Origin of the sequence: Nocardia sp. XZ_19_231 (genome assembly GCF_015355705.1) — a bacterium.
Lineage (GTDB): Bacteria > Actinomycetota > Actinomycetes > Mycobacteriales > Mycobacteriaceae > Nocardia > Nocardia salmonicida.
On record NZ_JACUZI010000009.1, the window covers coordinates 153,139 to 179,293 of the forward strand.

Genomic DNA, 26,155 nt, shown 5'->3' on the forward strand with positions numbered 1-26,155 from the left:
TTGTTGCACGGGCATGACGGGTCGTCACGACCGTCACGCCTGTGATCGAGATCACCGCCATGTGTGGTGACCGAGTGCGTGAGACCCACCGCGAGCGGGACGAACACAGGCGTATGGTGCTCCACATCACAATCCATCGCGGTGGGTAATGATCACTGCCGCAGACCCGAAGATCAGCGAGGCATCCACCGTGAGTGCCGCACCGACCGCTTCCCCCGCTTCACACTCCGCGGGCACCGGCGTCTTCAGCAGAACGCGTGCCCGCATTTCCGCGCGCACCCTCCGCACCGACCGCTGGTGGCTACCGCCGCTGTTCACCGCGCTCGGACTCGCCGCGTTCGTCACCTACGCGACGATCAGATCCTTTGTGCGGACAGCCTATTGGGTGCCCGAGTTCCACTATCTGACGCCGTTCTACTCGCCGTGTCTGAGCGACTCGTGCGCACCGGGATCGGCGCATTTCGGTACCCCGTTCCCCGAGCTGCCGATGTGGATCCCGCTGGGTTTCGTGGTGCTGCCGTTCCTGCTCGGCTTCCGGCTGACCTGCTACTACTACCGCAAGGCCTACTACCGCTCGGTGTGGTTCTCGCCGCCCGCCTGCGCGGTGGCCGAGCCGCACGCGCGCTACTCCGGTGAGTCGCGGCTGCCGTTGATCATCCAGAACGCGCACCGCTACTTCTTCTACGTGGCGCTGGTGGTCTCGCTGATCAATACCTACGACGCGATCACCGCGTTCCACGGCAGCAGTGGTGGTTTCGGTTTCGGCCTCGGCAATATCGTCCTGCTGGTCAACGTGATCCTGCTGTGGGCCTACACCCTGTCGTGTCATTCGTGCAGGCACATCGTGGGCGGGCGGCTCAAGAACTTCTCCGCCCATCCGGTGCGGTACTGGTACTGGACCCAGATCTCCAAGCTCAACACCCGCCACATGGCGCTGGCCTGGACCACCCTCGGCACCCTCGTGCTCGCCGACTTCTACGTGATGTTGGTTGCGAGCCAGACCATTTCGGACCTGCGGTTCGTCAACTGAGCCGCGACAACGCGAGGAGCTTGTATTTCAATGCCAGACGTGGAACGGCACGACTACGACGTCGTGGTGATCGGGGCGGGCGGCGCGGGTCTGCGAGCCGTGATCGAGGCACGCGAACAAGGTCTTTCGGTGGCGGTGGTGTGTAAGTCCTTGTTCGGCAAGGCGCATACCGTGATGGCCGAGGGTGGTTGCGCGGCGTCGATGGGCAATGCCAACGAGAAGGACAACTGGCAGACGCACTTCAAAGACACCATGCGCGGCGGCAAGTTCCTCAACAACTGGCGCATGGCCGAACTGCACGCGCAGGAGGCGCCCGACCGGGTGTGGGAGCTGGAAACCTATGGGGCGCTGTTCGATCGCACGGCCGACGGGCGGATCAGCCAGCGCAACTTCGGCGGCCACACCTACCCCCGCCTCGCCCATGTCGGCGACCGGACCGGCCTCGAACTGATCCGCACGATGCAGCAGAAGATCGTCTCGCTGCAGCAGGAGGACTACGCGGCGACCGGCGACTACGAGGCCAGGATCAAGGTCTTCGCCGAATGCACGATCACCGAATTGCTCACCGACGCCGGGGCGATCGCAGGCGCGTTCGGCTACTGGCGTGAATCGGGCGGCTTCGTGCTGTTCTCGGCGCCCGCGGTCGTGCTGGCCACCGGCGGAATCGGCAAGTCCTACACGGTGACATCGAACTCGTGGGAGTACACCGGCGACGGCCACGCGCTGGCGCTGCGCTCGGGCGCGACGCTGATCAATATGGAGTTCCTCCAGTTCCATCCCACCGGCATGGTCTGGCCGCCGAGCGTGAAGGGCATCCTCGTCACCGAGGGTGTGCGCGGCGACGGCGGCGTGCTGAAGAACTCCGAGGGCAAGCGGTTCATGTTCGACTACATCCCGCCGGTCTTCAAGGGTCAGTACGCCGAAACCGAGGAAGAAGCCGATCAGTGGTTGCGCGACAACGATTCCGCGCGCCGCACTCCCGACCTACTCCCCCGCGACGAGGTCGCCAGGGCGATCAATGAGGAGGTGAAGGCGGGCCGCGGGACCGAACACGGCGGCGTCTACCTCGACATCGCCTCCCGCATGCCCGCCGACGAGATCGTGCGCAGGCTGCCGTCGATGCATCATCAGTTCAAGGAACTGGCCGATGTCGACATCACGGCCGAGCCGATGGAAGTCGGCCCCACCTGCCACTACGTGATGGGCGGGATCGAGGTGAACCCCGATTCCGGTGCGGCGCTCGTCCCCGGATTGTTCGCCGCCGGTGAGTGTTCCGGTGGCATGCACGGCTCGAACCGGCTCGGCGGCAACTCGCTGTCGGACCTGCTGGTATTCGGTCGCAGGGCAGGGCTCGGCGCGTCGGCCTACGTGCAGCAGCTCACCGACAAGCCGACGCCCGCCGAAGCCGATATCGAAGCGGCCGCGAACACCGCGCTGGCGCCCTTCGATTCGCGCGCGGACGGCTCCGGCGAGAACCCGTACACCCTGCACTCCGAACTCCAGCAGACGATGAACGACCTGGTCGGCATCATCCGCAAGGAACACGAGGTGCGCGCGGCGATCGACAAGCTCACCGAGTTGCGCGCCCGCTACGCCAACGTGGCGGTGCAGGGCAAGCGGCCGTTCAACCCCGGCTGGCATCTGGCCCTCGACCTGGCCAACATGCTGATCGTCAGCGAATGTGTCGCGCAGGCGGCGCTGTTGCGTACCGAGAGTCGTGGCGGCCACACCCGCGACGATCACCCCGGCATGAACCCGGACTGGCGCAACACGTTGCTGGTCTGCGCGGTCGATCCGTCGTCCGAAGCCCAGATCCCCGACGTCACCGTCACCCGGGCCGATCAGACGCCGATGCGCGAAGACCTACTCGCCCTGTTCGAACTGAGCGAGCTCGAGAAGTACTACACCGAGCAAGAATTGGCTGAGCACCCGACAGCCGAGGGAAAGGCGTAACCATGGGATACGACGCCCGGTTCCGGGTCTGGCGCGGCGACATCGAGGGCGGCAGCCTCGAGGACTACACGGTGGCGGTGAACGAGGGCGAAGTCGTCCTCGACATCATCCATCGCCTCCAGGCCACCCAGACCCCCGACCTCGCGGTGCGCTGGAATTGCAAAGCGGGCAAGTGTGGTTCGTGTTCGGCGGAGGTGAACGGGCGCCCGCGCCTGCTGTGCATGACGCGAATGTCGACGTTCACCCAGGACGAGGTCATCACCGTCACGCCGATGCGGACCTTCCCGATCATCAAGGACCTGGTCACCGACGTCTCGTTCAACTACGAGAAGGCACGCGAGATCCCCTCGTTCACTCCGCCGCCCGGTCTCGCGCCGGGTGACTACCGGATGAAGCAGGTCGACGTGGAGCGCTCCCAGGAGTTCCGCAAGTGCATCGAGTGCTTCCTGTGCCAGGACACCTGCCATGTGGTGCGTGATCACGAGGAGAACAAGCCCGCCTTCGCGGGCCCGCGCTACCTGATGCGCATCGCGGAGTTGGAGATGCACCCGCTCGATAGCCGCGATCGACGCGAAATGGCCCAGGAGGAAGCGGGTTTGGGCTATTGCAATATCACCAAGTGCTGCACCGACGTGTGCCCTGAGCACATCCAAATCACCGACAACGCGTTGATTCCACTGAAAGAACGGGTCGTGGATCGACAATTCGACCCGATTGTCTGGCTCGGCAATAAATTGTTCAGACGGTAGGTACTGTTGTCGCTGCGGGGGTGCGAAACCCCGCAGCGACGGCTGCCTACAAGACAGCGACAGTCCCTACAGCGACTAATCCGACCAGTAATCCGATGAACAACGCCGACAGCACAGAGCTGGTGAGAACGTAGATTCCGATCGCCGATACCGCGAACAGCAGGATCACGATCAGGCGTTCCACCCCGTCCTCAGGCGCTAGCCTCCGGTACCGGGGTGGCATTTTCTTCAACCCTCGGTCCATATACCCGGGTTACCCGTCCGGGCATCGCGTCAAACCTCGGCCTATGCCGAATATCTATCGTTCTGTGATCTAGCGTGATCAAGGACGGTCGAACTCACCATCGTGCACGCCCGCGGTGAAGGCGGTCCATTCACTCGGTGTGAAGATCAGCACCGGACCCTCGGGATTCTTGCTGTCGCGCAGGGCCACGTGCCCCTCGGCCAGCATGGCGACCTCCACGTTCCCGTCGCCGGTGCCGGCCCGCAACCAGGTCGCACCGGTGGTGTCGATGTCGCGCTTGGTGTTCACGCGAACGCGCCGGTGTCGATGCCGTGGGTGAAGTCGTCCCAGCTCGCGCCGTCGAAAACCAGGGCGGGACCTGCGGGATTCTTGCTGTCGCGCACTCCGACGTGCCCGCCGAACAGGAAAGCTACTTCGACGCAATCCTTGCCCGCACCACTACGAGTGCTCTTGAACCAGTGTGCGTCAACAAGATCGAAACTCATGCCACATACTCCTTCGCGACCTGCCTCAGCAGGTCTCTACTCGGTGGGATGTCCAGCGCATGGCGCTGGAGGCATTCGTGAGCCCGGTCGTACCTTCGAACATCCGCGCGTCGTTCCAGGTAGAGGTCGCCGGTAAAGCCTTCGGCGTACACCACCGGCGGTTCGACCGGTTGCCCCTTGCTGTCGGTACCGAACTCGAGAACCGTGAAAGGTCCGGTAGAGACTCCGAGTGGAACTCCGGCGGCAAACGGCAGGATGCGCAATGCAACATTACTTCGAGAACTCGCGTCGGCGAGGTGTCGCAACTGCGCAGCCATCACCTTCGCATCACCGACGATGGTACGCAATACCGATTCGTGCAGAACCACATCGATCTCGGCGGGTGAATGCTTGCGGGTGATCAACGCCTGACGTTGCATCCGCAGTGCGACCCGGCGATCGAGCTCGTCGACCGAATCCTTGGGAAAGCCCAGATGATTCAGTGCCCGTGCGTATTCCGCCGTCTGTAGCAGACCGGGAACCAGCTCGGATTGATAGGCGCACAACCGGTGCGCCGATGCCTCCAGACCCACATAGATATCGAAATTCTCGGGAATCAGATCCCCGTAGGCGTGCCACCAGCTTTTGACGGCAGCCTGCTGCGCGAGGCCGGTGAGACCGCCCGCGAGATGATCGGGAATGCCGTAGATCCGGCACAGTTCGTGGACATCGATGGTGCGGATGCGGTCGGCCTGCCCCTTTTCCAGCCTCTGCAGAGTGCTGGCGCCCCACTCCATCAGCCGGGCGGCCTCGGCGATGGTGAGCCCGGCCTGGGTGCGCCAGTCACGCAGGTAGCGACCGAGTTGGCGACGCGGCAGGGTCGAGGAGACACCCGCCTGCCCGTCTGTTCCGTTCGATGCCACAGCCCCGCTCCTTCTGTGTCGCACGCCGCCACCCGCTCCGAGCCCCGCGGTGACGGTGGAATTCGTCCACTGTGGGGAATCCTGCACTCCCCCTTGGATCTTGTGCTGGGAATTCGTGCTAAATCTAGCCGATCGGGCGTGTACTCACCGATAGCCGGGTATTTGCGTGCTGTGCTTGGTCCATGCAATTGAGCGAAGTGAACATGCGCGTCGCCACAGCACTGCTGAGTTGCTCCACCGATCCGGGTCCGATGGAGCCCGAACAAGCCCATGCCGCAATGCAATTGCACCTCGACTGCACCGTCGAAGAGTGTCGTGTGCGCAGGCGGGCGCGCAATACCCTCGTCGAAGCGGGCCGCTGCGTACTGGATGCGCGCGCGACGCGCTAGTGGTGGCCCGCATCAGGGGTGGCCCGGCTCAGTGTTGGTCCAACTCAGCAGTGGCCCAACTCAGTGGTGGCGATGGTCGGTGAGCGGGTCGCGTGGGCCGAACTTCGGTTTGTGCGCCTGCCCGCTCAACCCGAGCAGTCGCACCGCGCGGTAGCGGTGAGGCTGTAGCGGTCGCAGGTATTCGATCATCGCGTCGTCGTCGATCGGGTGGCCGAGCAGGCTCCAGCCGACGACGGCGGCGAGGTGGTAGTCGCCGACCGAGAGGGCATCGGCGTCGCCGAAGGCGCGTTGCGCGGTCTCGGCCACCGTCCATATCCCGATTCCGGGCAGGCTGCGCAAACGGCGCGCGGCCTCGACCGGGTCGAGTGTGGCGGTGCGTTCGATCGAGTCGGCGACTCTGGCGGCGCGCACGATGGTCTGTGCGCGCTGCGGGCCGACATTGGCGCGGTGGTATTTCCACGACGGGATCAGCCGCCAGGTGTCGGCGTCCGGTGCCACCATCAGGCCGGTCGGTGCCGGGCCGGGGGCCTTCGTCCCGAACTCGCGGACCAGGGTGCGCCAGGCCGCGAACGAGGACTTCGTGTGCACCTTCTGTTCGAGGACAGCCGGGATCAGCGACTCCATCACCAGGCCGGTCTTCAGCATGCGCAGGCCCGGAACCGTGCGATGGGCTTCGACCAGCTTGGGATGTTCCGGGGTGAAGTCGTCGAGGTTTTCCTCGAGGCAGAGCATGCGGTCGAGGCCGGCCAGGAATTCCTCGGCGCCGGGGCCCCAGGCGCGGGCGGTGGCGCCGTCGCGGCCGTCCTGGGTCAGGCGGTAGGTGACCACGCCGGTGGGCAGTCGTGAGGCGTGCCAGTGGGAGCCGTCGGGGCCGACGTGGTGGCAGGGGTCGCCGCCGCCGCGGCGCAGCGGTGACACGGTGATGCCGACGTCGAAGGGCCTGCTCGACCGGACGGTCCTGGACAGCCCGGCCGAAGCCAGGTCCTGGTCCAGGGTCTGATCACGCATCCGCCCATTGTGCGCCTGTGATCGGGGTCAACCGATAGCCGGTCCGGTCGAGCAATCGAGCAGGTACCTGGCCAGATGTAGGCCGGGGGTGTGCGCGAGTTGGTCGGCTTGGGTTCGGCACGAGAAGCCGTCGGCCAGGAAGACGGCGTTCGGTGGCGCCTTTCTCAGCGCCGGGAGCAGGGCGTTCTCGGCGACCGCCACCGAGACGTCGTAGTGGCCCTGTTGCATGCCGAAGTTGCCCGCCAGACCGCAGCACCCGGCCAGTTCCTGGACGGTGACGCCCATCGCGGCGAGGATTCGGCGTTCGGCGTCGAAGCCGCCGACGGCGTGCTGATGGCAGTGCGGTTGGACCACGACGGTGTCCTGCGGTCGCCGGGGTGGTTGCCAGGCGGGGTGCGTGAGGAGGAATTCGGCAAGGGTTCGGACGGCGGCGGCGACCTGTTTCGCTCGGGGATCGTCGGGGAGTAGTTCGGGGAGGTCGGCGCGCAGGGTCGCGGTGCAGGAGGGTTCGAGGCCGATGATCAGGCCGCCCGCCGCCGCGTGGTCGGCCAGGGCGTCGAGGGTGGCGCGCAATCGGGTGCGGGCGCCGTCGAGTTGGCCGGTGCTGATCCAGGTGAGGCCGCAGCAGACGCGCGCTTCCGGGATGCGGACGCGGTAGCCGAGTTGTTCGATCAGTTGTCGGGCGGCTATCGCGTTCTCGGGGTCGAAACTGTCGGTGAAGGTGTCGATCCACAGCATGACTTCAGTAGCCGCCGACTCGTCGGCACCGGTGGGTTCGTTGTCGTCGGACCAGCGGCGACGCAACGACTTCGGGGCGAGTCGTGGCGCTTCTCGCCTGGGATCGATGCCGGCCAGTCGCATGCCCGCTCGGCGGAGGCGGGGGCGGGCGGCGACGGCGTTGGCGAGTCGTGGGAAGTGCTGGGCGATGGCGAGCCAGCGGGGGAGTCGGCCGAGGACATAGTGATCCTGGGGGCGTAGGCGTCCTCGGTAGCGGCGGTACAGAGCCTCGGATTTGTAGGTGGCCATGTCGACGCCCGCGGGGCAGTCGGAGGCGCAGGCCTTACAGGACAGGCACAGGTCGAGGGATTCTTCGACTGCCGTTGCGCGCCAGTCGAGTTCGCCGCGGACCACCTCCTGGAGCACTCTGGCCCGCGCCCGCGTGGTGTCCTTCTCGTCGGCGGTGGCCAGATACGAGGGGCACATGAAACCGCCGGAACCTCCAGTGTCCGCGCGGCATTTGCCGATTCCTACACATCTGTGCACAGCTGTGGATAAATCGCCGGAGTCTGTGGACAGGGCGAAACCGCGTGCTGGAACCGGCGCGAGCGCGGCTACTCGCAGGTCGGCGTCGACGGGGTTCGGGGCGACGAGGACACCGGGGTTGAGGATGTCGTCGGGGTCGAACAGGGACTTGAAGCCCGCGAAGGCAGCACGGGCGGCCGGTGAGTACATGACTTCCAGCAGTTCGGATCTGGCGCGGCCGTCGCCGTGCTCGCCCGACAGCGATCCGCCGTGTCGCACCACGAGTTCGGCGGCGTCGAAGAGGAAGGTTCGGAATCGCCTGGGGGCATCGGCGATCGGGAAGTCGAGGCGGACGTGGATGCAGCCGTCGCCGATATGTCCGTACAGCAGGCCGCTCACGTCGTATCCGTCGGTGAGCGTGGCGAATTCGCGCAGGTAGGCCCCTAGATTCTCCGGCGGAACCGCGGCATCTTCCCAACCGGGCCACGCCGGAATCCCCTCGGGAGTTCTCCCGGCCAGACCGGCCCCATCGGCCCGGATACGCCAGAGTGCCGCTGTGGCAGCGGGATCGGTGACGATCCGGTGGTCATCGGCATTGCTCACCGTGCACAGTCGCCGGGCCGTAGCCAATGCCTCCGCCGGGCTCGCTCCGGCGGTTTCGACGAACAGCCATCCGCGACCGCGCGGCAGCTCGGGCACCGTCCCTCGATGCGCGCGGACCACATCGACGAGTCCGGCATCGATACCCTCCACCGCGATCGGCGCGCATCCGGCCACCGCGGCGATATCGTCTGCTGCCGAGGCGATATCGGGATATCCGAGCACGGTGAGCACGGTCGCGGCGGGCACCGGCGTGAGCGCGACCTCCGCTTCCAGGAGTAGTCCACAGGTTCCTTCGGAGCCGACGAATGCCTTCGCCGACGACGAACCACGTTCCGGCAGCAGATGTTCCAGACCGTAGCCGGATGCCTGACGACCGAACCGTCCCAGTTCGGTGCGCAGCACAGCCAGGTTCGCGGTGGTGAACTCCGCCAAGCCGGGCACCGCCGTCAAGTCGGCGCCCAGCGTTCGTCGCGCCCCCGTGCCATCGAGAATGCGCAGTTCACGCACGGTATCGGAGGTGCGCCCCCAGGCCAGCGCGTGCGGTCCGCAGGCATTGTTGCCGATCATTCCGCCCAGCGTGCAGCGGTCTTGGGTCGACGGATCAGGCCCGAACCGCAACCCGTGCCGCCGCAGCCGCCGTTGCAGATCCGACAGCACCACCCCCGGCTGCACTCTCGCCGTTCGCGCCTCGACGTCGACCGTGCGCACCGCGTTCATGTGCCTGCTGAAATCCAGCACGATGCCGGGTCCGATGGCATTGCCCGCGACCGAGGTGCCCGCGCCGCGAGCGGTGACCGACAGACCGTTCTCGCGCGCGAAGTCCACCGTGGCGGCGACGTCGTCCTCGGCGCGCACGAACACCACCATGACCGGGCGGACGCGATAGTTGGAGGCATCGGACGAGTACTCGACGCGCCTGCGCACCGACGCGTCGACCGTGCAGTCGACCCGCGTGCGCAGGGCATCGGCCAGCATTTCCGCGCTCCGGTCGTCGTCCACCCGACCAGCCTATTCGGGTCGCCGCGCCGCGGTTCCGTGCTCGGCCGTCGTGGGCGCGACGGGCCGGTTCCAGGTGGCCGAGGCGCGATTCGGCGGCCGGTTTCGCTCTCCGCGCAATCCGGTGCCGACGGAAAGTATTTGCTGTCAACCTTTGTTGAGGTTTTAGTGTCAGAGGGCAGGAGTTCAATGGGTGCAGAGCCTCGAGGAGAGTGGCAGTGAGTATCGAATCAGTGGCCTACAGCCAGATGTACCGACGCGTGAACGCGCCGGAGGAAAAACGCCCGTTCAGCATGGTGACGGCGCGACGGATCATGCGGTTCGCCGAGCATCATCGGCGGCGGATCGGCGGGTTCCTACTGCTCAGTGTGGTGGCCGCGGTGCTCGGTGTGGCTACCCCGGTGCTGGCGGGGCACGTTGTCAACGGGATCGTCGACGGTTCGGCGCCACGAACGGTGGTGCTGCTTGCGCTCGCTATCGCGGGTCTGGCGATCCTCGACGCGGGGCTCGGCATCGCTATCCGCTGGCTGTCGGCCCGGATCGGCGAGGGTCTGATCCTGGATCTGCGTACCGCGGTGTTCGATCACGTGCAGAAGATGCCCGTCGCGTTCTTCACCCGTACCCGTACCGGCGCGCTGGTGAGCCGACTGAACAGCGATGTGATCGGCGCGCAGCGGGCCTTCAGTGACACCCTCTCCGGCGTTGTCACCAACCTGGTCACCCTGGTGCTCACCCTCGCTGTCATGCTCAGCATCTCCTGGCAGATCACCCTGCTCGCGCTCGTGCTGCTGCCCGTCTTCGTCATCCCGGCCCGGCGCGCCGGTGACAAGCTCGCCGACATGCAGCGTGAGGCCGCCCAGCTCAACGCCGCCATGAGCACCCAGATGACCGAGCGTTTCTCCGCACCCGGCGCCACCCTGGTGAAGCTGTTCGGCAGGCCGAAGCAGGAGTCGTCGGAGTTCGCGGAGCGCGCCACCCGGGTGCGCGACATCGGTGTGCGCACCGCCATGCTGCAGACCACCTTCGTCACCTCGCTCACGCTGGTCTCCGCGCTCGCGCTCGCCCTGGTCTACGGCCTCGGCGGCTGGTACGCCCTGAAGGGCAGTCTCGACGCGGGCTCGGTCGTCGCGCTCTCGCTGCTGCTCACCCGCCTCTACACCCCGCTCACCGCGCTGGCCAGCGCCCGCTTGGAGATCATGTCGGCACTGGTGAGTTTCGAGCGCGTCTTCGAGGTGCTCGACCTGAAGCCGCTGATCGAAGACGCCCCGCACGCCACCCCGGTGCCCGACGGCCCGGTCGCGGTGGAACTGGACGCGGTGAACTTCGGTTACCCGTCGGCCGACAAGGTCTCACTCGCTTCGCTGGAAGACGTCGCGACCTTGGACAGCCGTGGCGGTGTCGAAGTGCTGCACGAGGTGTCGCTGCGCGCCGAACCCGGCCAGCTCATCGCCTTGGTCGGCTCCTCCGGTGCGGGCAAATCCACTATCGCCCAGCTGGTTTCACGTCTCTACGATGTCGACTCCGGCGCGGTCCGGCTCAACGGCTCCGACGTGCGCGACCTGACCACAGAATCCATTCAGCGCACCGTCGGCCTGGTCACCCAGGACGGCCATCTCTTCCACGACACCATCCGCGCGAACCTCCTGCTCGCCCGGCCGGAAGCCACCGAGGAACAGCTGTGGGACGCCCTCGATCGTGCCCGCCTGCACGACCTGGTCGACTCACTCTCCGACGGTCTGGACACCGTGGTCGGCGAGCGTGGCTACCGCCTCTCCGGCGGCGAACGCCAGCGTCTCACCATCGCCCGCCTGCTCCTCAAGCAACCACGGGTGGTGATCCTCGACGAGGCAACCGCCTCCCTCGACTCCACCTCCGAAGCAGCCGTTCAGGAGGCTCTCACCGAGGCCCTGATCGGCCGCACCGCCCTGGTCATCGCGCACCGCCTCTCCACGATCCGCGCCGCCGACCAGATCCTGGTCCTCGAAGACGGTCGCATCGTCGAACGAGGCACCCACGCCACCCTTCTCAACGCCGATGGCCGCTACGCAGAGCTCTACCGAACCCAGTTCGCCGACGACCCGGTGGCCCCGGCCGTCGTCTGAGCGAAAGACCTGTTCAGCCCAGCTCCCCACGGCCGGTCGACGGATGCAGAGGTCCGGGCGACCCTGTCGCGGGAGCTGGGCTAACCGTCGGCGTCCGGACTGTTTCCGAGGTCGGCGTGCCGTAGGGCGGTGACGATGGCCAAGGTGGGGGTGCGGCCCGCCTCGGTGTGGCTGAGCATGGCGTATTCGGCCAGGCGTTCGTCGCCCGAGGTGATCGCGTCGATGAGGTGTTGGTGCTCATCGCGCTGTTCCTCGGTGTTGCGTTCGGTGGTGAGGAAGAACAGCCAGGCCATGCGCGCGAGGATGGTGCGCATCAGCTGGGTGAGTAAGGAGTTGCCGGACAGTTCCACGATGGCGCCGTGCAGCTTCGCGTTCGCCTCGGCGATGCGGAGCGGGTCACGAGACTCGGTGGCCACCTGTGCTTCTCGCAACGCGGCCTGCAACGGGAAGCTGTCGTGGCCCTGCCTGATACGGGCGGCGGCCAAGCGAGCGGCAAGCGGTTCCAAGCCGATGCGCACATCGAAGAGTTCTTCCACCGCGGTGGCATCCCAGGAACGTACAACCGCGCTGCGCCGCGGCAACGCGCTGACGATGCCGTCGAATTCGAGTAATGCCAGGGCCTCTCGCACCGGAAGTCGGGAGGTGCCGAGCATGGCGGCCAGGCGCGCCTCCGGCAGCTTCTCACCTTCTCGGTACTCCCCCGTGATGATCGCGCGACGCAGATCGTCGTAGATCCGACGCGTCTGGGAAGTGTCGTCGACGGCTTCTACCGCCGGACGTAGGTTTCGGGCCACCCGGTCAGTCTACGAAGGCGCACAGGTGTCGGCAGTCGGCCGCCGCGCAGTGTAGCGACGCTCACGCAGAATTCCATTCAGTAGACCAAATATATCTTTGACTCCCGCAATAACCTGCGCGCAAGCATGCCGAGACGGTCGAATACTGGGCTTGACATCCTCATTACCGCCGGTTGTCAGCGTGAATCATTCACGGACCCGAAACTTTCAGAACACAACGGGGATACACGGGAAATCAATTCTGTATACCGAATGACATTCTCGGCCCACAGAGAGGATCAGTGTTGGCCGTCTATCTGATCCGCCGCCTCACCCAGGCGGTGATCACCGTGTTCGCCGTCATCTCGCTGGCGTTCCTGCTCGGCAGACTGACCGGCAGTCCCGTGGCCTCCCTCCTGCCGGAAACGGCGAGCGAGTCCGACATCGCGGCGCTGGAAGCCGAACTCGGCTTCGACAAACCGCCGCTGACCCAGTACCTCGACTACCTGACCGGGATACTGACCGGCGATTTCGGGGACTCCTACCAGCAGTCCGGCACCTCATCGATGACGCTGGTTCTCCAGCGTCTGCCCGCCTCATTGCAGTTGGGTGTCGCCGGTTTCGCGATCGGTCTCGCACTGGCCGTGGCGGTGGTGCTTGCTATCCATCTCAGCGGCCGCTGGTCGCTGCGCGGGGTGGCGCTCGGGGTCGGCGCGGCACGACTCGCGGTGCCGGACTTCCTGTTCGGGTTGCTCCTGGTGCTGGTGTTCTCGGTGACGCTCGGCTGGTTGCCCTCGCTGGCCGGCGCCGATCCACTCGCGATCGTCATGCCCGCCGTGACCATCGCGACGGCACAGTTCGTCGTCTACTCACGCCTTTTGGACAACTCGCTGGTGGCCGAAAGCTCCCAGGACTACGTGCGCACCGCGTATTCGCGCGGCGAGCGGCGGTCGTCGGTGCTGCTGCGCGATGTGCTGCCCAACGCGCTGCTGCCGGTGCTCACCATCTCGGGAATCACGCTGGGCACCTTGCTCGGTGGTCTGGTGATCGTCGAAAACGTCTTCGCCTGGCCGGGATTGGGACAGCTGATGCTGGATGCGGTGTTCAACAGGGACTTTCCGGTGGTCCAGTCCGGATTGATCGTGATCGCGACCATCTTCGTGATCGTCAACTTCGGCATCGACGTCCTCTACGGCGTCATCGATCCGAGAGCGAGACTCCGTTGAGCCGTCCCCACAATTCCGCCACGATCTTCGGCGTCGCGATGATCCTCGCGGTCGTGCTGTTCTCTCTGCTCTATCCCCTCCTGCCCGGCTACGACCCGTACGCGCAGCAACTCGCGTCGGCGTTCGTCCGGCCCTTCACCGACGGGCACTATCCGCTCGGCACCGATTCCCTCGGTCGTGACCTGGCGAGCAGGCTGGCGCTGGCCGGACGGATCACGCTCGGACTCGTCCTGGTGATCGTCGTGGTCAACGCATTGATCGGGATGACGATCGGGACGGTGTCCGGCTACTTCCGCGGAATCATCGACAACGTCTTGATGGGCGTCGCCGATGTGCAACTCGCCGTCCCGATGACCTTGGTGATCATGGCGGTGTCGGCCATTCGCGGCCCGAGTATCGCGCTGATGGCGACGATCCTCGGCGTCACCTTCTGGGTCGGCTATGCCAGGGTGGCCCGCTCGGTCGCACTCGGTCTGTCGGGCCGCGATTTCGTGATCGCGCCGAAGCTGCTCGGCGCGCGCTCGGGCTGGGTGATGCGCAAGCACGTCGTCGGGCACGTCACCGTACCGGTGCTGATCCTGGCCACCGCCGATCTCGGCAATGTGCTGATCATGATCTCGTCGTTCGACTATCTCGGGCTCGGCGTCCAGCCACCGACCCCGAGCTGGGGCCTGATGATCACCGACGGGCAGAAGTACCTGCGCCAGGCCCCGTATCTGACGATCGTGCCCGCTGTCGCGTTGCTGCTGGTGATCGGCGGCACTTTGCTGGCCAGTAGGCGATTCACCGATGAGGGCCAAGGGCTACGCCGGGTTCGGCGAGCGCCACGTGCCCGCCGCGGCGCCCTCGCGAAAGAGGTTGTGGCATGAGTGTGCTCTTGGAAATCACGGATCTCACAGTGGGTTACGAGACCGCCGGTCAACGGGTCGTGCTCGTCGACTCGGTGAGTCTGCGCCTCGACGAGGGCGAAGTGCTCTGTCTCGTCGGCGAATCCGGTTCGGGCAAGTCGGTGACGATGCTCGCTGTCCTCGGCCTGCTCCCGCCGCCGCTGACGATCTTCTCGGGCAGCGTGCGCTTCCGAGGCGACGAACTCGTCGGCGCCGACGACGAAACCCTGCGGCGGCTGCGCGGTGCGCAGCTCGGCATGGTCTTCCAGGACCCGATGACCACGCTCAACCCCGTGCGCCGGGTCGGCGCCCAGATCGGCCGTGCGCTGGCGGTCCATCAACGGCTCGATGCCAAGGCGCGCACACAGCGGGTGATCGAACTGCTCGCCTCCGTCGGCATTCCACAACCCGCGCAACGGGCGCGCGCCTATCCCCATCAGTGGTCGGGCGGTATGCGTCAGCGCGCGGTGATCGCCATGGCCATGGCCAACGATCCGGCGGTGCTCATCGCCGACGAGCCGACCACCGCTCTCGATGTGACCATCCAGGCCCAGCTCATGGAGGTGCTCGCGCAGGCGAGGGCGCGCAGTGGCGCGGCGATGGTGCTGATCACCCACGATCTCGGACTGGTCGCCCAGCATGCCGATCGGGTGGCGATCATGTACGCGGGCCGGGTCGTCGAGACCGGGACGGTATGGCAGATCTTCGACGCCGCCGCCCATCCGTACACCCGTGGGTTGCAGCGCAGCCTGCTCGGGCAGGCGGGCGCGGGCCGCGCCTACGCCATTCCCGGCTCCCCACCCTCCCCCACGAAGCGACCTCCCGGCTGCGGGTTCGCTCCCCGCTGCGAATTCGCGGGCAAGAACAGCGAATGCGATACGGCCACGCCAGCTCTCGCCGACTTCGGCGGCGGACGCGATCTCGCCTGCCCACCGGTGATCACCGCTTCTCTCCGACAGGACCTTTCGGCATGACAGCGATCGATACCACCGAGGAAGTGATCCGCGTCGACGGCCTCGAGGTCAGTTTCACCAGCCGCCGCGGCCTCACCGGCAAGCGCAGGTTCCGTGCTCTCGATGGCGTCAGTTTCGGCGTCCGACGTGGTGAAACCTTCGGCCTAGTAGGCGAATCCGGCGGCGGCAAGTCGACCTTGGTACGCACGATCTTCGGGATCAACACTCCCACCGCCGGTTCGGTGCGCATTCTCGGCCGAGACCTGGCCACTCTGCGGCCCGCCGCGAGTCGGGCGCTGCGCAACAGGGTGCAGCTGGTGTTCCAAGACCCTTATTCCTCGCTCGACCCCCGAATGACAGCGCACGACATCGTCGCCGAACCGCTACAGATCGCGGGCGGCTATTCCCGCGCACGCGTAGTGGAACTGCTCGACCAGGTCGGCCTCGGCCATGACGCGCTCGACCGGCGTCCGGCCGAGTTCTCCGGTGGGCAACGGCAGCGGCTCGGCATCGCCAGGGCGCTCGCGCCGCGACCGGAGGTGCTGGTGCTCGACGAGCCGGTCTCCGCGCTCGACGCCTCGGTACAGGCGCAGGTGATCAATCTGCTGCAAGACCTGCAAGCACAACTCGGGCTGTCGTATCTGTTCATCGCACACGACCTTTCGGTGGTCCGGCACCTGTCGGACCGGGTCGCGGTGATGCATCTGGGCAAGCTCGTCGAGATAGGCGCGACCGAAGACGTGTTCACCGGGCCCCGGCATCCGTACACGCGGGCACTGATCGCGTCGGCCCCCGTTCCCGATCCGCACCAACGGCGTCGCGACACCTCCACGCTGGTACGCGGTGAACTCCCCGATGCGTCGAACCCTCCGAGCGGCTGCACCTTCCGCACGCGCTGCCCACTGGCGACGGACGAATGTGCCACGCACATACCGGAACTCGAATCACAAGGCCCCGCCGACCATGTCGCGGCCTGTCTGCACCCGCTCGCACGCCCTTCGAAAGGAAACTGATGAAACCGATCACCCGCAGTGTGGCAACAGGACTCGCTGTCCTCGCGTTCTCCACCTTCACCCTCAGCGCCTGTGCACCGGCGGGCACCGAAACCGCGTCGACGAAGACGCTGGTAGTCGGTGCGGTCACCGAACCGACGGACGTGCCGGACCCCATCACCGACGGGTCGCTGGCAGGCTACAACTACTACTTCGCGACGTTCGACCAGCTCGCCAGGTTCGACAGTGAAGGTGTGATCGGACCGAAACTGGCGACCGAGTGGGAGCACAACGCCGACTTCACCCAGTGGACCTTCACCATTCGCGACGACGTGAAATTCCACAACGGCGAACCGGTGAAGGCCTCCGATGTGGCTTTCACCTATAACAAGATCAAGGCGACTCCCACCGGCGATCCGGCCACCTACATGGAGATGTTCGCCTCGGCGGCCGTCGGACCGGGCAACACGGTGGTGTTCAGCCTCAATGCCCCCTTCTCCGCGTGGCCGACGATCACCACCGGTGTCTCGATCGTGCCCGAAACCGTTTACACCGCCCTGGGTTCCGCCGGATTCGCGGCCGCTCCCGTTGGCTCCGGACCGTTCGTCTTCGACCACTACACGCGCGGCGTCGAATACGTCGTCAAGCGCAATCCGGACTACTGGGGTGACAAGGCCACGCTCGAGACCGTGACTTTCAAGACGGTGGCCGACGCCGACGCCCGGCTCAACGGCGTCCAGTCCGGCAGCCTCGATGTAGCGCTCGTGGCGCCGAATCAGGTTGCGGCCGTCGATGGTTCCAAAAATGTGCACATCGAGTCGCGGGTCTCCAATGGCGTCACCTTCCTCGGGATGAACGCCACGGCGGGTCCGCTGGTCGACCAACGGGTGCGCGAGGCGATCGCGCTGTCGATCGACCGGGACGGCATCGTCAAGAGCTTGCTGGCGGGCCGTGCGACGGTCGACAACCAGTTGGTCGCGCAAAATGTCGGGGGCTACGACCCCAAGTACCCTGCCCCGGTCCGTGATACAGCCAAGGCCAAGCAACTGCTGGCCGCGGCGGGCTACACCGGCACGCCGATTCCGTTCCAGTACGCGACGAACGGGCGCATTCCGCTGAGTTCGGAGATCGCCCAGTCGATCCAGGCCAACCTGGCAGAAGTCGGAATCACCATCAGTCTGCAGGGCACCGATCAGAGCAGTCTGTCCCAGATGATCTACACCAAGAAGGCCGCCACCGGCATCTACCTCAATACCTACGCGCCGTCGACGATGGACGGTGACGCGCCGATCGCCTCGATGTTCGGCGGGCAGTGGAACGACTACGCGATGCTGCCGGAAACCCAGGCGCTGGTCGCCAAGACCCGGACCGTCGCCGGACAGGCCAGGATCGATGTCTACCGCGACCTGTTCACCCTCAACGATTCGAAGGCGCTGCTGCTCGGCCTCTACACACCCGACGCCAGCTACGCGGTGGACCCTGCGTTGAACTGGAAGCCACGGGCGGACGGGATGATCACCGTCGACGCCGCGACCTTCGGCAAGGACTGAGCGCGTGGGTGATTCGCTGCTCGTCACCGATGTCCGCCCCTGGGGTGGCCCGCCGGTGGACCTACTGATCGAAAACGGGACGGTGGCCGCGATCTCCGCGGCCGCCGACTCGGCGGCGCCTGCCGGTGAGCACGTCGACGGTGCGGGCCGGTTGATCCTGCCCGCGCTGTCGGATGTACACCTGCACCTCGACTCGAGCAGGCTCGGACTGCCCTTCCGTGCCCAGACCGGGATGCCGGGTCGGTGGGGCCGGATCATGAACGATCGCGAGCACTGGCGATCGGCGGAGCGTTCCGTAGCCGAGCGGGCCTCGTTCACCCTCGCGGTCGCGGTAGCCAACGGCGCCACCAGGGTTCGCAGTCACGCGCAGGTCGACGCCGACACCGGACTGACCAAGCTCGAAGGCGAACTCGCGGCGCGGGAACGCTACGACGAAGTATGCGATGTGGAGATCGTGGCGTTCCCGCAGGTCGGACTCCTGCTGGAGCCCGGTGTCATCGATCTCATGGACGCGGCACTATCGGCCGGCGCCGACCTGGTCGGCGGGATGGACCCGTGCGAACTCGACCGCGATCCGGTGCGGCATCTCGACGCCGTGTTCGGGCTGGCCGCGAAACATCAGGTCGGCGTCGACATCCACCTGCACGAAGCGGGTGAGCTGGGACTGTTCACCTTGTCGCTGATCGTCGAACGCGTACGGGCGCTCGGGATGTCGGGCCTGGCGACCATTTCACATGCCCGCTGTTTGGCCAGCGGTCTGCCCGGTGTGCCCGCGGCGATAGAGCAGCTGTCGGAGTTCGACATCGCCCTCACCCACGCGGCAGGCGCGCAGGGCTGGGCGCTGCCGTTGCTCGACCTGGCCGCGGCCGGGGTGCGCGTCGGGGTGGGAATGGATGGGCAGCGGGATTACTGGTCGCCCTATGGCAACGGCGACATGCTCGACCGCGCGTGGCAGCTGGCGTTCGTCAACGGGTACGGGTCCGACGAGCACGTCGAACACGCGCTCGGCGTCGCGACCTGGGGCGGGGCGAGCGTGATCGACCGGACCCTGCGCCCCCTAGACGGCAGCAACGCGCATCCGGGTTTCACTGTCGGCGACCCGGCCGAATTCTTCCTGGTCGACGCGGTGAGCCCTGCGGCGGCCGTGATGGATCGACCGGCCGAACGCACCGTAATCCACAGGGGCCACGTGATTTCCGTCGACACCACACTGGATGGTTTCGAGATTCCCGGTCGCTGGGGCGGGGAGAGGAGCTGAGGATGCGTCGCGGTATCCGTGCACGCCACGTGCTCGCGTATTCATCAGTATCGGATTCGCAGGTCTTGCTCACCGATGCCGAAGTGGTGGTGGAGGACTCGCGCATCGTCGCCGTCGGGTTACGCGGCTCGGAGCCCGTCGACGAGGTGATCGAACTCGGGGACGCGGTGCTGATGCCCGGCCTCATCGACCTCGACGCGCTTACCGATATCGACCACACGATCTTGGATTCGTGGCAGTCACGCGAGTTGGGGCTCGGCCTGCAATGGTCGCGTGACTACGCGACACATCGACGGCGAGCGGTGTTCGATGCCGAGGAGCGGGCGTTCATCCGGGAGTACGGGTACGTCCAATTGCTGTTGCACGGAGTGACGACGGCGATGCCGATCGCGTCGGAGGTGCACAGCGATTGGGCGGAGACCTTCGCCGACGCCGTGGCGATGGCCGAGTCCGCGCGGCGGCTGGGCCTGCGGGTTTATCTCGGGCCCGCGTACCGGTCCGGGGTCAACGTGGTCGACGCCGACGGCTCACGGTCCATCTACTGGAACGACGAACTCGGGCTCGACGGGTTCGAGGGCGCGGCGCGGTTCCTGGAGTGGGCCGCGGCGCAGGACACCGATCTCATCCACCCGACCTTGCTGCCCTGCCGGATCGAGACATTGTCCGAAGATCTGCTGCACCGAACCGCGGCGCTGGCCGCGGAGACCGGCGTGCTGGTCCGCCTGCACGCCCTGCAAGGGCTGCACGAGCGGGCGTTGGTGATCGAGCGGTTCGGGGTTTCACCGCTGGCGGTACTGGAACAAACCGGTCTACTAGGACCGAATCTACTGATCCCGCACGGGATCTACATTGATTCGAATCCCCACGTAGACGCCGATACCGATGACGATCTCGGGACGCTCGCGGCGTCGGGAGCATCCATCGTGCACTGTCCGCTCACTTCGGCCAGGCACGGATCGGCGCTCGACAGTTTCGATCGGTACCGTGCGGCAGGCGTGCGGATCGCCCTCGGCACCGACTCGTTTCCGCCGGATCTGTTGCGCGGCATAGATATCGGTGTCACCTTGGCCAAGGTGCTGGCATCTCGCCTCGACGCGGCGACCTACGGCGACTACGTGTCAGCGGCCACGCTCGGCGGGGCCGAGGCGCTGCACCGACCGGATCTGGGCAAGCTGGCGGCAGGGGCGACCGCCGACCTGGTCGCCTTCCGCCTCGACGACCCCCGCGACGGAGTCCTCGACGATCCGATCCGCACCCTGTGCATGAACAGCACCGGGCGCGCCGCGGAGTTCTCGATGGTTGCCGGCCGAATCACCTTGCGCGACGGGGTGATTCCCGGCATCGATCTGCTTGCCATGACTCGGCGCGCCCAGTCACTGTTCGACCGGATGCGCGAGGCCTACACCGAACGCGACTACAAACGCCGCCCCGCCGGTGAACTGTTTCCGCCGTCCTTCCCTGCGAAGTAGGCCGTTCCCGGCGTCGGCGCAATGGATTCAGAATTCGTTGGCTACGCCGATCACGGTGCGGCCGGAGTGGGTACCGTCCTTGATCGACTGCAGGACGGTACCCACTTCGGTGATCGGGGTGAAGGACTCGATTGTCGAAAGGTGCTGTGGGCGAAGCTGTTTGCCCAGCGCGGTCCACAGGGCGCGGCGCTTCTCGATCGGCAGCTGGACCGAGTCGATGCCGAGCAGGCTGACACCGCGCAGGATGAACGGGAGCACGGTGGTGGGAAGTTCGGCGCCGCCGGTGAGACCGCTCGCCGCGACCGCGCCGCCGTAGCCGATGGCGCTGAGAACGTGGGCGAGCGAGGCGCCGCCGACGCTGTCGACCGCCGACGCCCAGTTGGCCTTGTTGAGCGGGCGCGGCTTGGCATCGGGGTCGAGGGGGAGTCGGCCGATCACCTCGTTGGCGCCGAGTTCGGCGAGCAGGTCGCTCGCGTCGGTCTTGCCGGTGGAGGCGATGACCTCGAAGCCGAGGCCGGAGAGGATGTCGATGGCGACGGTGCCGACACCGCCGGTCGCGCCGGTGACCAGGACGGCTCCGTCGTCGGGGGTGAGTCCGTGGTCGAGCAGGGCCTGCACGCTCATGGCGGCGGTGAAGCCCGCGGTGCCGATGGTGGCGGCGTCACGGGTGTCGAGGCCCTCGAGCTTCACCACCCACCCGGCAGGCACCCTGGTGTATTCGGCGAAGCCGCCGTTGCGGGAAACACCCAGGTCGTAGCCATGCGCGATGACCTGATCGCCGGGGGCGAAGTCATCGGTGTCCGAGGAGACCACCTCGCCGGTGAGGTCGATGCCCGGCACGATCGGATAGTTGCGAACCACCCCGCCGCGCGGCGTGATCGCCAGCAGATCCTTGTAATTCGCACTCGAGTAATGGACCTTGATCGTCACGTCGCCGACGCCGAGGAAATCGTCCCCCACCGTTTCGCGGGCGAGCACGATCCCACCGTCGGATTCACGGGCAACCATCGCTGAGAACTCCATCGCCCGAGCATACGAGTTCGGAGCTCCGATATGGAGGGACCCGGGACGAAGGTCAGGGTGGGAGTAGTTCCAGGCGGACGCCGAGGAGGCGGACGGGGCGGTCGAGGTCGAAGCGGGCGATTATCGCGAGGGCGGTGTCGACGATGGTGGGGATGTCGTCGGTGGGGGTGGGGAGTTTTTGTTGTTTGCTGCGGGTGTAGAAGGTTTTGGTGCGGACGGTGACCGAGACTCGGGTGCTCGTTCGGTGGTGTTCGCGCATTTCCTCGGCGACTTCGGTGGCCAGGCGGGATACCTCGCGGTGGATTTCCTCCGGTTCGGTGAGGTCGTGGGGGAAGGTTTCGGACTTGCTGCGGCCTACCGGGATTCGTGGGGTCGTCGAGAGTTCGGTGTCGCCCTTGCCGTGGCCCAGGACCCAGAGGTAGGGGCCGGTGCTCGGGCCGAATTCGGCGGCCAGGCGGGCGCGGTCGGCGGACATGAGGTCGGCGACCGTGGTGATGTCGAGGTCGGCCATGCGTTTGGCGATGCGGGCGCCGACGCCCCAGAGTGCGTCGGTGGGGCGGTGGCCCATGAGTTCGGTCCAGTTGGCTGCGGTCAGTTCGAAGATGCCCGCGGCGGCGCCCTCGTCGTGTTCGGGTTCGGCGGAGGTCTTGCCGGTGGATTTGGCGAAGCCGGTGGCGAGTTTCGCGGTGAGCTTGTTGTCGCCGATGCCGACCGCGCAGGTGAGTCCGAGTTCGATGATGGCGGTGCGGATTTCGGCGGCGAGCTGCCATGGATCGACATCGGTGGCGACGAACGCTTCGTCCATGCCCCAGACCTCGACCGCACCCGCCACCTGGCCGAGTGTCGCCATGATCTCCTCGGAGGCCACCTCGTAGGCGGCCATGTCGACCGGCAGGAATACGCCCTCGGGGCACTTGCGCTGCGCCATCCTCAGCGCCATCCCAGCACGCACACCGAAGGCCCTCGCGGGATAGGAAGCGCAGGTCACGACCTTGCGGGGCTGTGCCGGATCACCCTCACCGCCCACGATGACGGGCTGACCGCGCAACTCAGGGCGACGCCGGAATTCCACCGCCGCCTGGAATTGGTCGAGATCGACATGCAGGAGCCACCGGGGCACGGTTCTGTCATACCCCATGGCACCGACAATCCGGCGTAACCGGGCGTGGCAATATCCGTAGCGCGCCAACCGATCACGACTGAGCTCGAAGAACGGAACACCCGATGCCGACCGAAGCCACCACCCTCGACCTCGACCTGGCGCGCCAGGTGCTCGCCGCGCAGCCTTTCGCCCGTCTGGTCGGCACCGAGCTCACCGAATTCGGCGACGGAGCAGCCACTCTCGTCATCGACATTCAGCCCGAACACGGTCAGCAGTTCGGCTTCGTGCACGGCGGGGTGCTCGCCTACGCCGCCGACAACGCCCTCACCTTCGCCGCGGGCACCGTCCTGGGCCCCAACGTCCTCACCGGCGGCTTCACCATCACCTACCTGCGCCCCGCCCAGGGCGAACGCCTGCGGGTGCACGCCACCGTCCTCGGCGCCACCCGCCGCCAGGCCGTCACCCACTGCGACGTGTACGCCGAAACCGAGGGCGAGGAACCCATCCTCTGCGCGGTCGCCCAGGGCACCACCCGCCGTGTCGAAAAGGACCTCGCCCCCTCCGCCGAGGAGGACGACGAATTCGACGACGATGTCGAGTTCGACGACGACCAGGACAACTACGACACCGACCAGCTGGCAGTAGTCACCGTCGACGGCCCGGTACTGCCGCCGACCGTCAGCCGCTAGCGGGGATACGACGAACGGGCCGTGCGCAGATGACTGCACACGGCCCGTCGACGGTTCGGATCAGGCGCTGACGGCGAAGGTCTTGCCGTCGGCGGCGGGTTCGGCGATGGGTTCGATGGCGTAGGCCAGGATGTCTGCCACGTCGGCGACGGGGCGGACGTTCAGTGCGGCCAAGACCTCGGCCGGGACCTCGTCGAGGTCCGGTTCGTTGCGGGCGGGGATGAAGACGGTCTTCAAGCCGGCTCGCTGGGCGGCGAGAAGCTTCTGTTTCACGCCGCCGATGGGCAGGACGCTGCCGTTGAGGGTGACCTCGCCGGTCATGCCCACGTCGCCACGGACCGGGCGGCCGAGGGCCAGCGACACCAGGGCGGTGACCATGGTGACGCCCGCCGACGGGCCGTCCTTCGGGACAGCGCCCGCGGGGAAGTGGATGTGGATATTGCGGTCGAGGACCTTGGGTTCGATGCCGATTTCCTCCAGGTGCGAGCGCACGTAGGTGAGGGCGATCTGGGCGGACTCCTTCATGACATCGCCGAGTTGGCCGGTGAGAGTGAGGGAGCGTTCGCCCTCGGCGCCGTTGGCCTCGATGTAGAGCACATCGCCGCCGGCACCGGTCACCGCGAGGCCCGTCGCCACACCGGGGACCGAAGTACGTTCCATCGAGTCCGGGGTGAAGCGGGGGCGGCCGAGGTAGTCGGTCAGGTTGTCGATGTCGACGACCAGGGACGTCACCGCTCCGGCCGGCTGAGCACCGGATTCGAGGTCGATGACATTGTCGTAACCGAGCGTTGGGTCGTAACCGAGCGCGGCGTCCTCGTCACCGGTGACGAGGCGAGTTGCCGCCTTGCGCAGGGCTTTTGCCACCAAACGCTCCATTTGACGCACCCCTGCCTCGCGGGTGTAGTTCGCCGCGATCTCGCGCAACGCCGCGTCGGTGATCGAAACCTCCTGCGCGGTCAGCGCATTGCGTTCCAGCTGGCGGGGGACCAGGAAGTCGCGGGCGATGGCCACCTTGTCGGCCTCGGTGTAACCGTCGACGGTGATGAGCTCCATGCGGTCGAGCAGGGGACCGGGGATGGTGTCCATGACATTGGCGGTCGCGATGAACAGGACGTTCGACAGGTCGAGGTCCAGGTCCAGGTAGTGGTCGCGGAAGGTGTGGTTCTGCGCGGGGTCGAGGACCTCGAGCAGGGCCGCCGCCGGATCACCACGGAAGTCGGAGCCGACCTTGTCGATCTCGTCCAGCAGGACAACGGGATTCATCGACCTCGCCTCCTTCACCGCGCGCACGATCCGGCCGGGCAGCGCGCCGACGTAGGTGCGGCGGTGACCACGGATCTCGGCCTCGTCGCGCACACCGCCGAGGGCGACGCGAACGAACTTGCGGCCAAGCGCCTTTGCGACCGACTCACCCAGCGAGGTCTTACCGACGCCGGGCGGACCGACCAGCACGAGCACCGCGCCGGAACCACGTCCACCGACGACCTCGAGACCACGCGCGGCCCGCCGCGAACGCACCGCCAGGTACTCGACCATGCGGTCCTTGACCTCTTCGAGGCCGTGATGATCGGCGTCGAGCACCGCACGGGCGGCCGAAACATCGGTGCTGTCTTCGGTTTTCACCGTCCACGGCAGTTCGAGCACGGTGTCGAGCCAGGTGCGGATCCAGCCCGATTCCGGGCTCTGGTCGCTGGCGCGCTCCAACCGGCCGACCTCGCGCAGCGCCTCGGCGCGCACGTTCTCGGGCAGTTCGGCGTTCTCGACGCGGGTGCGGTAGTCGTCGGCGCCATCGGGTTCGTCCTCGCCGAGTTCCTTGCGGATGGCGTTGAGCTGCTGGCGCAGCAGGAACTCGCGCTGACTCTTCTCCATACCGTCGCGGACGTCTTCGGAGATCTTGTCGGTGACCTCGACCTCGGCGATGTGGTCTTTGATCCAGTCGATCTGCTTGGTCAGCCGCACGGCGACATCGGGGGTCTCGAGCAGCTCGCGCTTCTGGTCATCGGACAGGTACGGCGCGTAGCCCGCGGTGTCGGCGATGGCGTCGGCGTCGTCGAGCTGGTTGACGACGTCGATGATCTGCCAGGCCTCACGCCGTTGGAGCACGGCGACGACCAGCTTCTTGTACTCGGCGGCGAGCGCGGTGGTGTGTTCGTCGGGTTCGACCGCCTCGACGAGTTCGGCCTCCACCCACAGCGCGGCACCCGGCCCGGTGACCCCGTGCCCGATCCGCGCCCTACGCTCGGCCTTCAACACGGCCGCGGGCGCGCCGCCGCGCATCCGGCCGACCTGTTCGATGGTGGCGACGACGCCGTAGGACGCGTATCCCTCGTCGAGGCGCGGCGCGACCAGCACCGAGCCGGTTTTGGCGGCCTGCGCCGCGTCGATGGCGGCCTGCGCGGATTCGTCCAGTTCGATGGGCACGACCATGCCCGGCAGCACGATCGGATCGGTCAGGAACAGCACCGGCAGGTTCTGAGCTGAAGTCATGTCGACCCTTCCAGAGTTGAGCTTTGCTGACTCAACATGGACC

General features: G+C 66.6%; 22 protein-coding genes and 1 pseudogene. 13 read left to right on the forward strand and 10 right to left on the reverse strand.

All coding sequences use genetic code 11. From position 1 onward, the window contains the following. The first annotated feature begins 190 nt into the window (after positions 1 to 190). From IBJ82_RS29850 to IBJ82_RS29860, 3 genes are read left to right on the forward strand one after another with little or no spacing between them, the layout of a single operon-like run. On the forward strand, positions 191 to 1,030 hold the full coding sequence (locus IBJ82_RS29850) for a hypothetical protein (RefSeq protein WP_370585543.1): 840 nt from the start codon (positions 191 to 193) through the stop codon (positions 1,028 to 1,030). Positions 1,031 to 1,060: 30 nt separating this feature from the next. Then, a complete protein-coding gene (locus IBJ82_RS29855; RefSeq protein WP_194829330.1) occupies positions 1,061 to 2,983 on the forward strand; it encodes a fumarate reductase/succinate dehydrogenase flavoprotein subunit in 1,923 nt (640 codons plus the stop codon). A 2-nt stretch (positions 2,984 to 2,985) separates the two neighbouring features. Next, on the forward strand, positions 2,986 to 3,732 hold the full coding sequence (locus IBJ82_RS29860) for a succinate dehydrogenase/fumarate reductase iron-sulfur subunit (protein WP_194829331.1): 747 nt from the start codon (positions 2,986 to 2,988) through the stop codon (positions 3,730 to 3,732). 46 nt (positions 3,733 to 3,778) lie between these two features. Here the strand turns inward: IBJ82_RS29860 and IBJ82_RS29865 are convergent, their stop codons facing one another. From IBJ82_RS29865 to IBJ82_RS29880, 4 genes are all read right to left on the reverse strand, one after another. Then, positions 3,779 to 3,916, reverse strand: coding sequence for a hypothetical protein (locus IBJ82_RS29865; protein WP_228537895.1), 138 nt, complete (start codon positions 3,914 to 3,916; stop codon positions 3,779 to 3,781). A 138-nt stretch (positions 3,917 to 4,054) separates the two neighbouring features. After that, on the reverse strand, positions 4,055 to 4,264 hold the full coding sequence (locus IBJ82_RS29870) for a DUF397 domain-containing protein (protein ID WP_194829333.1): 210 nt from the start codon (positions 4,262 to 4,264) through the stop codon (positions 4,055 to 4,057). Next, on the reverse strand, positions 4,261 to 4,461 hold the full coding sequence (locus IBJ82_RS29875; RefSeq protein ID WP_194829334.1) for a DUF397 domain-containing protein: 201 nt from the start codon (positions 4,459 to 4,461) through the stop codon (positions 4,261 to 4,263). The genes IBJ82_RS29870 and IBJ82_RS29875 overlap by 4 nt, the downstream gene beginning before the upstream one ends. Continuing rightward, on the reverse strand, positions 4,458 to 5,363 hold the full coding sequence (locus IBJ82_RS29880) for a helix-turn-helix transcriptional regulator (RefSeq protein ID WP_194829335.1): 906 nt from the start codon (positions 5,361 to 5,363) through the stop codon (positions 4,458 to 4,460). Before IBJ82_RS29880 ends, IBJ82_RS29875 begins: the two co-directional genes overlap by 4 nt. Positions 5,364 to 5,545: 182 nt before the next feature. Here IBJ82_RS29880 and IBJ82_RS29885 point away from each other — a divergent pair, with 182 nt between their 5' ends. Next, complete coding sequence (locus tag IBJ82_RS29885; RefSeq protein ID WP_056824023.1) at positions 5,546 to 5,752, forward strand: hypothetical protein; 207 nt, start codon at positions 5,546 to 5,548, stop codon at positions 5,750 to 5,752. 60 nt (positions 5,753 to 5,812) lie between these two features. On the opposite strand, the gene IBJ82_RS29890 is transcribed toward IBJ82_RS29885, so the two are convergent. Together IBJ82_RS29890 and IBJ82_RS29895 are read right to left on the reverse strand one after the other, a co-directional pair. After that, a complete protein-coding gene (locus IBJ82_RS29890) occupies positions 5,813 to 6,760 on the reverse strand; it encodes a DNA-3-methyladenine glycosylase (protein ID WP_194829336.1) in 948 nt (315 codons plus the stop codon). Between the two features lie 27 nt (positions 6,761 to 6,787). Beyond that, on the reverse strand, positions 6,788 to 9,580 hold the full coding sequence (locus IBJ82_RS29895; RefSeq protein ID WP_194829375.1) for an FAD-binding and (Fe-S)-binding domain-containing protein: 2,793 nt from the start codon (positions 9,578 to 9,580) through the stop codon (positions 6,788 to 6,790). A gap of 239 nt (positions 9,581 to 9,819) precedes the next feature. On the opposite strand from IBJ82_RS29895, the gene IBJ82_RS29900 reads away from it, so the two are divergent. Then, on the forward strand, positions 9,820 to 11,703 hold the full coding sequence (locus IBJ82_RS29900) for an ABC transporter ATP-binding protein (protein ID WP_194829337.1): 1,884 nt from the start codon (positions 9,820 to 9,822) through the stop codon (positions 11,701 to 11,703). An 80-nt stretch (positions 11,704 to 11,783) separates the two neighbouring features. Here IBJ82_RS29900 and IBJ82_RS29905 read toward each other — a convergent pair whose 3' ends face one another. After that, positions 11,784 to 12,497, reverse strand: a complete 714-nt coding sequence (locus tag IBJ82_RS29905; protein ID WP_194829338.1) for a GntR family transcriptional regulator — start codon at positions 12,495 to 12,497, stop codon at positions 11,784 to 11,786. Positions 12,498 to 12,781: 284 nt separating this feature from the next. Here IBJ82_RS29905 and IBJ82_RS29910 point away from each other — a divergent pair, with 284 nt between their 5' ends. The 7 genes from IBJ82_RS29910 to IBJ82_RS29940 are packed head-to-tail and all read left to right on the forward strand — an operon-like array spanning position 12,782 to position 20,811. Then, entirely contained in the window at positions 12,782 to 13,702 is a 921-nt protein-coding gene (locus tag IBJ82_RS29910) for an ABC transporter permease (protein WP_194829339.1), read from the forward strand. Next, positions 13,699 to 14,571, forward strand: a complete 873-nt coding sequence (locus tag IBJ82_RS29915; protein WP_194829340.1) for an ABC transporter permease — start codon at positions 13,699 to 13,701, stop codon at positions 14,569 to 14,571. Before IBJ82_RS29910 ends, IBJ82_RS29915 begins: the two co-directional genes overlap by 4 nt. Then, positions 14,568 to 15,563 carry an ABC transporter ATP-binding protein gene (locus IBJ82_RS29920; protein WP_194829341.1) on the forward strand — a complete coding sequence of 332 codons (996 nt, stop codon included), beginning with the start codon at positions 14,568 to 14,570 and terminating at the stop codon, positions 15,561 to 15,563. The genes IBJ82_RS29915 and IBJ82_RS29920 overlap by 4 nt, the downstream gene beginning before the upstream one ends. After that, entirely contained in the window at positions 15,560 to 16,555 is a 996-nt protein-coding gene (locus IBJ82_RS29925; RefSeq protein WP_194829342.1) for an ABC transporter ATP-binding protein, read from the forward strand. Before IBJ82_RS29920 ends, IBJ82_RS29925 begins: the two co-directional genes overlap by 4 nt. Beyond that, the gene (locus IBJ82_RS29930) at positions 16,555 to 18,084 is read left to right on the forward strand and encodes an ABC transporter substrate-binding protein (RefSeq protein WP_194829343.1); all 1,530 of its coding nucleotides are present in this window, start codon (positions 16,555 to 16,557) and stop codon (positions 18,082 to 18,084) included. Before IBJ82_RS29925 ends, IBJ82_RS29930 begins: the two co-directional genes overlap by 1 nt. Before the next feature lie 4 nt (positions 18,085 to 18,088). After that, on the forward strand, positions 18,089 to 19,342 hold the full coding sequence (locus tag IBJ82_RS29935) for an amidohydrolase family protein (protein ID WP_228537876.1): 1,254 nt from the start codon (positions 18,089 to 18,091) through the stop codon (positions 19,340 to 19,342). 2 nt (positions 19,343 to 19,344) lie between these two features. Next, the gene (locus tag IBJ82_RS29940; RefSeq protein WP_194829344.1) at positions 19,345 to 20,811 is read left to right on the forward strand and encodes a chlorohydrolase family protein; all 1,467 of its coding nucleotides are present in this window, start codon (positions 19,345 to 19,347) and stop codon (positions 20,809 to 20,811) included. 27 nt (positions 20,812 to 20,838) lie between these two features. Here IBJ82_RS29940 and IBJ82_RS29945 read toward each other — a convergent pair whose 3' ends face one another. Both IBJ82_RS29945 and IBJ82_RS29950 read right to left on the reverse strand, forming a co-directional pair. Then, complete coding sequence (locus tag IBJ82_RS29945; protein ID WP_194829345.1) at positions 20,839 to 21,834, reverse strand: acryloyl-CoA reductase; 996 nt, start codon at positions 21,832 to 21,834, stop codon at positions 20,839 to 20,841. Between the two features lie 52 nt (positions 21,835 to 21,886). Next, positions 21,887 to 22,954, reverse strand: a complete 1,068-nt coding sequence (locus IBJ82_RS29950; RefSeq protein ID WP_194829377.1) for a DNA polymerase IV — start codon at positions 22,952 to 22,954, stop codon at positions 21,887 to 21,889. Between the two features lie 104 nt (positions 22,955 to 23,058). Between IBJ82_RS29950 and IBJ82_RS29955 the strand changes: the two are divergent. Beyond that, a pseudogene (locus tag IBJ82_RS29955) lies at positions 23,059 to 23,466 on the forward strand (PaaI family thioesterase); the annotation flags it as partial. A gap of 219 nt (positions 23,467 to 23,685) precedes the next feature. On the opposite strand, the gene lon reads toward IBJ82_RS29955, so the two are convergent. Beyond that, positions 23,686 to 26,112 (reverse strand): endopeptidase La, encoded by a 2,427-nt coding sequence (lon, locus tag IBJ82_RS29960; RefSeq protein ID WP_194829347.1) that lies wholly within the window; start codon positions 26,110 to 26,112, stop codon positions 23,686 to 23,688. Positions 26,113 to 26,155: the final 43 nt, after the last annotated feature.